The 6,517-nt window shown below is 55.7% G+C and carries 4 protein-coding genes and 1 pseudogene; 1 reads left to right on the top strand and 4 read right to left on the bottom strand.

The features are described 5' to 3' along the window. Nucleotides 1-48: 48 nt before the first annotated feature. The 3 genes from JX360_RS07040 to ppsA all read right to left on the bottom strand — a co-directional run bounded on the left by JX360_RS07040 (nucleotide 49) and on the right by ppsA (nucleotide 4,615). Nucleotides 49-729: an alpha/beta hydrolase gene (locus JX360_RS07040; RefSeq protein ID WP_244349938.1), complete on the bottom strand. Its 681-nt coding sequence runs from the start codon at nucleotides 727-729 to the stop codon at nucleotides 49-51. A gap of 11 nt (nucleotides 730-740) precedes the next feature. Next, a complete protein-coding gene (locus JX360_RS07045) occupies nucleotides 741-2,024 on the bottom strand; it encodes a dihydrolipoamide acetyltransferase family protein (protein ID WP_244349939.1) in 1,284 nt (427 codons plus the stop codon). Nucleotides 2,025-2,110: 86 nt separating this feature from the next. Beyond that, nucleotides 2,111-4,615 (bottom strand): phosphoenolpyruvate synthase, encoded by a 2,505-nt coding sequence (gene ppsA / locus JX360_RS07050; protein WP_244349940.1) that lies wholly within the window; start codon nucleotides 4,613-4,615, stop codon nucleotides 2,111-2,113. Nucleotides 4,616-5,021: 406 nt separating this feature from the next. Here ppsA and JX360_RS07055 point away from each other — a divergent pair, with 406 nt between their 5' ends. Beyond that, nucleotides 5,022-5,945, top strand: a complete 924-nt coding sequence (locus JX360_RS07055; RefSeq protein WP_425244371.1) for an RluA family pseudouridine synthase — start codon at nucleotides 5,022-5,024, stop codon at nucleotides 5,943-5,945. Between the two features lie 164 nt (nucleotides 5,946-6,109). Here the strand turns inward: JX360_RS07055 and JX360_RS07060 are convergent. Beyond that, nucleotides 6,110-6,229, bottom strand: a pseudogene (locus JX360_RS07060) (transposase); the annotation flags it as partial. Nucleotides 6,230-6,517 lie beyond the last annotated feature (288 nt).

The following is a 6,517-nucleotide window of genomic DNA, read 5'->3' on the forward strand; positions in this document are numbered from 1 at the left end:
AAGGTGAATGGGAATCTTCTTCAGTCCGATTCTCGTGTTGATCCTGACTTACCTGGCGGATTCAAGTCTCTCATTGAGGGCGTTCTGCAACCAAGCCTGAATATCCAGGAGGCTCTGGGGGGAAACTTCATGGCCCATGTCGTATTCGCGGTAGGTAAACCGAAGCGGCAAACGACTGAAGTAATCCCGAATCTCACGGCCACAGTCGATGGGCAAAACGGTATCTTGCCTCCCATGCACGGCCAGGATGGAAAGATTTTGCAGGTGTTCAGGCGGTGCGGCTTCCGCCACTATTTCTGCCGGTAAGCGCCCACTCATGGCGACAATCCCAGCTAACTTTTCCGGTTGGGTCAGGGCTAAGGCAAGGCTCATGATCGCCCCTTGGCTAAACCCCATCAAGTACACCTGGGCTGGATCGAAGGGAACATCCGGGATCCCTTCCTGTAGAACTTGCTCTAGGAAGGTACTTAACAACTGCAGGCTGGCGCGAGCTTGCGGGATATTTCCCACCGGCCCCTCTTCTGTCCAGGTCATCTCAAACCAGGCAAACCCTCCCATCGGTAAGGAGAGTGGAGCCCTGAGGCTGACCACCGCAAAGCGGGGATCCAAATAGGGAGCCAGTTGGATCAAATCCCCCTCATGGCTGCCAATTCCATGCAGCATCACCAGCAGCGGTACGGATCCCGGGCTGGCTTGTCTGGGGTGTTGAAAACGATAGGTGAGGACCAAGGTGCAAATACCTACAACGTTAGGGATCCCACATTGTGTTCTAACAACTGAGCCAGATCCTGCAAGAAAGCCGCCGCATGAGCGCCGTAGATGACGCGGTGATCGCAGGTGAGGTTCACTTGCATTTGAGAGCGGATGGCGATGGCTTTTTCGGGGGTAGCTACCACCGTCGGACGAGAAGCGCCAATCGCCAGAATGGATCCCTGGTTGGGGGGCAAAATGGCATCGAAGCGATCCACCCCAAACATGCCCAAATTGGAGAGGGTAAAGGTGCCACTGTTGTACTCTTCCGGTTGCAGTTGCTTCTGGCGCGCCCGCTCCACCAGGTCTTTCCAACGGCGGGAAATCTCGTACAAATCCAGCCGGTTTGCCTGCCTCAGCACGGGCGTAATCAACCCACCATCCTCCATGGCCACGGCCACGGCAATGTTGATCTCCGCTTTGTAGTGGATGCCACCCTCGCTGTAGCTGGCATTCAACAAGGGGTGCTTTTCCAGGGTAACGGCCACCGCCTTGGCCAAAAGAGCCGTCAGGGTTACCCCCTTGGGCTTTACCTGTTTGTAAAGTCCATCCAAGGCATCGGTGGTGAGGGTATAGCCGACATGAAACACCGGCACACTGAGGCTGGCATTCATGTTGCGCACGACAGCCGCCTGCAAGGTGCTCAGTGGAACAGTTTCCCCAAGCGGAGCAGCGGCAGGAGCAGCCGCCGGGACGGTGGAGACTGGGCGAGACAAAGGTACTGGCGCAGAGGCCGGGAGGGCAGCAGCACGTTCCACATCCTCGGCCACGATGCGACCGTTCGGGCCGGATCCGCGCAGGGTGCTTAAGTCAATGTTTAGATCTTGCGCCAGCTTTTTGGCGCGGGGTGAGGCAAGGATGCGCCGGGATCCGGAACCATTGGGGCTTGGTATAGCAACCGCAGCAGGAACGGCAACGGGAGCAAGGTTAGCCGGTTGAGAAGCAGGAGGTGCGGAGACTGGCTTCGGGACAGCCCCAGTCGCAACACCCGCGAATAGGGCTTTGGCTTTTTCCTGGGCTTGGGCGACTTCTGCTTCGCTTTCGGCAATCAGGGCAATGGGCGCACCCACAGGAGCGGATCCCCCGGCGGGCACAACAATGGTGGCGAGGATCCCGCTATGAAAGGACTCCACATCCATGTCTGCCTTATCCGACTCCACCACCAGGATGTTTTCCCCTTTCTCCACGCGATCCCCCGGATTTTTCAGCCAGGAAACAATTTTGCCCATTTCCATCGTGGAGCTGAGGGCAGGCATGGAGACTTCGTGGATCATAAGAAGTGGCACAAGGAGGAGCAGGAAAGATTTTAACTCTTTAGAGCGCGAGAACATAAGTTCCGCGCTGTGGACAAAGTATTCTCCTAGGCCACCTCTTTACTTAGGATTGAGGATTGTTCGGCTTCCGCCACCAAGAGCAGGGTTTTCAAGAGGGAGTCCGGGTTGAGGCTGATGGAATCAATCCCCTGTTTCACTAAAAAGCGGGCAAAGTCAGGGTAGTCGCTGGGGGCCTGGCCACAGATGCCGATCTTGCGACCCTGCCCTTTCACCGTGGCGATTACCTGAGCAATCATCCGTTTGACGGCTTCGTCCCGTTCATCGAAGAGGTGCGAAACCAAAGCCGAGTCTCGATCCAACCCAAGGGTGAGTTGGGTGAGGTCGTTGGAACCAATGGAGAAGCCATCGAAAATTTTGCAAAATTCATCCGCCAAGATCACATTGCTGGGCAACTCGCACATCACGTAAACCTGCAGCCCATTTTCACCCCGGACTAAACCATGACGAGCCATCTCCGCCAGCACCTTGCGGCCCTCTTCTGGGGTGCGACAGAAAGGAATCATCAACACCACGTTGGTGAGGCCCATCTCATCTCGCACCCGTTTCATGGCCCGACACTCCAGGGCAAAGCCGGGCTGATAGCGCGGATCGTAGTAGCGAGAGGCTCCCCGCCAGCCAATCATCGGGTTTTCTTCACAGGGTTCATAGCGGGATCCCCCCAGTAGGTGGGCATATTCGTTGCTCTTGAAATCCGACAGCCGCACGATCACCGGTTTGGGATAAAAGGCAGCGGCAATGGTGCTCACCCCTTGGGCCAACTTATCCACGAAGTATTCTGGCTTGTCGGGATATTGGTAGGTCAGTTCCGCCAACTTCGGTTCTTCTTTCACCGCCTGTTCGTAGTTGAGCAGGGCCAAGGGGTGAACCTGAATGTGGTTGGCAATAATGAACTCCAGACGGGCCAAACCGACGCCATCACAAGGGATCCCGCTCAGGCCAAAGGCTTTTTCCGGGTTGCCGATGTTCATCATCAGTTGGGTTCGGGGTCGGGGCAGGTTTTCCAGCGGGATCTCGCTGACCTCGTAGGGCAGCAAACCGGGATAAACACGCCCTTCTTCCCCTTCCGCGCAGGAAACGGTGATGGGTTGACCGGAGCTGAGCAACTGGGTGGCATTTTCGCTGCCAACGATGGCCGGGATCCCTAATTCACGGGCGATGATCGCTGCATGACAGGTGCGCCCCCCCTGGTTGGTGACGATGGCGCTGGCTTTTTTCATGATCGGTTCCCAGTCGGGATCCGTTTTGTCGGTCACCAACACTTCCCCAGGCCGAAACTGATCCAGTTTGCGGACATCCAGGATCACACGGGCTGTCCCTTGGCCGATGGCTTCGCCGACAGCCCGTCCCCGCACCAAGGGTTGCGGTTTCGTCTCAGGATGGGTTAAGCGATAGGTTTTGAGAAGATTGCTTGCCTTTTGCGATTGCACCGTCTCCGGGCGGGCTTGCACGATGAACAGTTCTCCGGTGATGCCGTCCTTGGCCCACTCGATATCCATGGGGGTGAACTGTCCCCGTTGCGCGGAGTAGTGCTCCTCGATCAGGCAGGCCCAGCGAGCCAGGGTGAGGATTTCCTCATCCTTAAGGGCAAATTGCTTGCGTAAGCTATCGGGGACAGCGACATTCTTCGTGAAGCGGGATCCCCCCTCGTCGTAGATCATCTTCAGCTCTTTGCTGCCCAGTTTGCGGGAGAGGATGGGGCTAAATCCTTGTTTGAGGGTGGGTTTGAACACCACATATTCGTCCGGGTTGACGATCCCTTGCACCACGTTTTCCCCCAGACCATAGGCGGCTGTGATCAACACCGCATCTTTGAAGCCGGTTTCTGGGTCAATGGAAAACATCACCCCTGAACAGGCCAGATCCGAGCGCACCATCTTCTGCACCCCGACGGAAAGGGCCACTTGAAAATGGTCAAAGCCCTTGATCTGGCGATAGGAAATGGCGCGGTCGGTAAACAGGCTGGCAAAACAGCGATGACAGGCATCCAAGACCCCCTGCACCCCATGGACGTTTAAATAAGTCTCTTGCTGCCCGGCAAAGCTGGCATCCGGCAGGTCTTCGGCTGTGGCACTGGAACGAACCGCCACATCGGTATCTGATCCATAGCGAGCACATAGGGTCAGGTAGGCTTCAGTAATCGCCCGCTGCAACTCCAGAGGGAAGGGGGTATGCAAAATCAGGGCACGGGCTGCTTTGCCCCGGTGGCGCAAGTTGTTGACATCTTCAATGTCCAGATCCCGGAAGATCTCACGTAATTTTTCTTCCAGTCCGGCGGAGGCAATAAACGTGCGGTAGGCATGGGCCGTGGTGGCAAACCCCGTCGGCACCCGGATCCCGCGCGGGGTCAACTGTTGCATCATTTCCCCCAAAGAGGCATTTTTCCCGCCCACCTGGGCGATATCCTGGAGGCCCACCTCCGTCAGTTCTAAAACCAAAGGCGGCTCCGGCAGTAACCAGCGTTCTTGTCCTTGTGGGCCGGATTCTGGCCCACCTTGTTGAGGCCGGGATCCCATAGTTGCTCCATCTGACATGCCCCACCTCCTTGACGGATTCTTGGACTGACTCTTGACAGATTGTTGTCATCATTGGCTGTAGGAGAAATACTCCCTGTGGGCCAGAATCCGGCCCACCTTTACCTACCCATGACGGGCTTTACTCTCACTCTACCGAGGAGTTTTATCCGGTTAAAATGCCTGAATACCAGTGGCAAAAAGGCTCAGAGGGGGACAGAGCAAAGGGGATCGCAGCGGATCCCAGCCTTGGGGTCGGTACAAATCTTTGGCCTTCGTTACCGAAAGCAAAAATGACCCACCTGCCAAAATAGTAGGGAGAAAGGCTTGAGCTGGCAAACACTCCATGGGGGATAAGGTCACAACCGTTGAAACACCAGAAGCACCTCTGGAGGAAGACCCAGATGAGGGTGTGGAGGGTGTCGAAATCCGACAGATCACGATCCCAGAAACCCAACAGGGATCCCGTCTGGATCGGAGCTTGGCCGAATACTGGTCGGATCTGTCTCGCTCTCGCCTGCAAAGGCTGATTCGGGAGGGCCAGGTTTGGCTGAATGGGAATCCCTGCCTGGATAAAAACCGCACGCTTCAAGCGGGGGATCAAATCGAGGTACGGATCCCAGCGGCAACTCCCCTAACCCTGCAACCGGAGTGGATCCCATTGGAGATTCTCTACGAAGATGCCGACTTGATCGTGATCAACAAACCCCGCGATTTGGTGGTGCATCCCGCCCCCGGTCACAGCAGCGGCACCTTGGTGCATGCCCTTTTGGCCCATTGCCCCAATCTTTCCGGCATCAACGGCGCCCAACGTCCCGGCATCGTCCATCGCCTTGACAAAGACACCACCGGGGCCTTGGTGATCGCCAAACAGGATCAGGCCCATCAACACCTACAAGCCCAAATCCAGGCCAAAACGGCTCGACGCATCTACTTGGGGGTGGTGCTGGGTCGTCCAGCCCAAAGCCATGGCACCCTCTCGGCTCCGATTGGGCGGCACCCGGTGGATCGTCAGAAAATGGCGGTGGTGGAACCTCCCAAAGGTCGGGCAGCGGTGACCCACTGGCAGGTACTGGAGCGATTGGGCAACTACAGCCTAATGCAGTTTGAGCTAGAAACCGGGCGTACCCATCAAATTCGGGTTCATGCTGCCCATTTGCGCCTGCCAATTGTCGGGGATCCCCTCTATACCCAGAGCAAAAGCAGCCCTGTCAAACTCAGGGGCCAAGCCCTTCATGCCTGGAAACTCTCGTTTGTACACCCGCGCAGCGGCCAACCGATGCAATTCACAGCCCCTCTCCCGGAAGAGTTTGAGCGGTTACTGCGGCAATTGCGTAGCCAAGCCGGATAGGGACATCAGGAAGTATCTGTGCTCCATCGCCGCTCCAGAGCAACTCCAGAGCAACCAATGTACCCGTTCCTCCCCTCATCTGGGGGATATGCGATATAGGGCACAATCATTAGGTCTAGCGCCTGAAAAATTAGGCTCTTCTGACTTTATGGTGATAAGCGTAACTAACGAGAGAAGCAGGCCAACAGACGGGCACGGAAGTTTTCAAAGTTAGTAAATCCATAAGCTTGCCGCTTTATAAGTTTAAGCTTGTTGTTGATTCCTTCCATCACTCCACTCGTTGTTCAGCTAAGAAAATATCCCTCTTTCGTCACTCTAAGCAGAGGAGAACAGGATTGAGGTAGACATCCAAGGCCATCGGGATGAATTTAACTTCTCGATGAGTCGGAATAGACCTATCGATAGTTCAGGAATAGTATAAACTCTCAACCAACTCGCAAGATTGCTCAAATAGTTCCAAGGCTCAATCAGCAAATGCAGGTTGTTCAATTGGCTCTTCCAACTCTTTCCCTCTTCCCACCTCGGATTGTTCCTGAATTCCTCCCTAGATTCTTCTTCTCTAGATCTTGTCT

Origin of the sequence: Thermostichus vulcanus str. 'Rupite' (assembly GCF_022848905.1) — a bacterium.
GTDB lineage: Bacteria > Cyanobacteriota > Cyanobacteriia > Thermostichales > Thermostichaceae > Thermostichus > Thermostichus vulcanus_A.

What these genes read in the sequence shown, in the direction of transcription:
- JX360_RS07045 (WP_244349939.1), bottom strand. Translation starts at nt 2,024, where the DNA reads ATGATCCACGAAGTCTCCATGCCTGCCCTCAGCTCCACGATGGAAATG.
- ppsA (WP_244349940.1), bottom strand. Translation starts at nt 4,615, where the DNA reads ATGTCAGATGGAGCAACTATGGGATCCCGGCCTCAACAAGGTGGGCCA.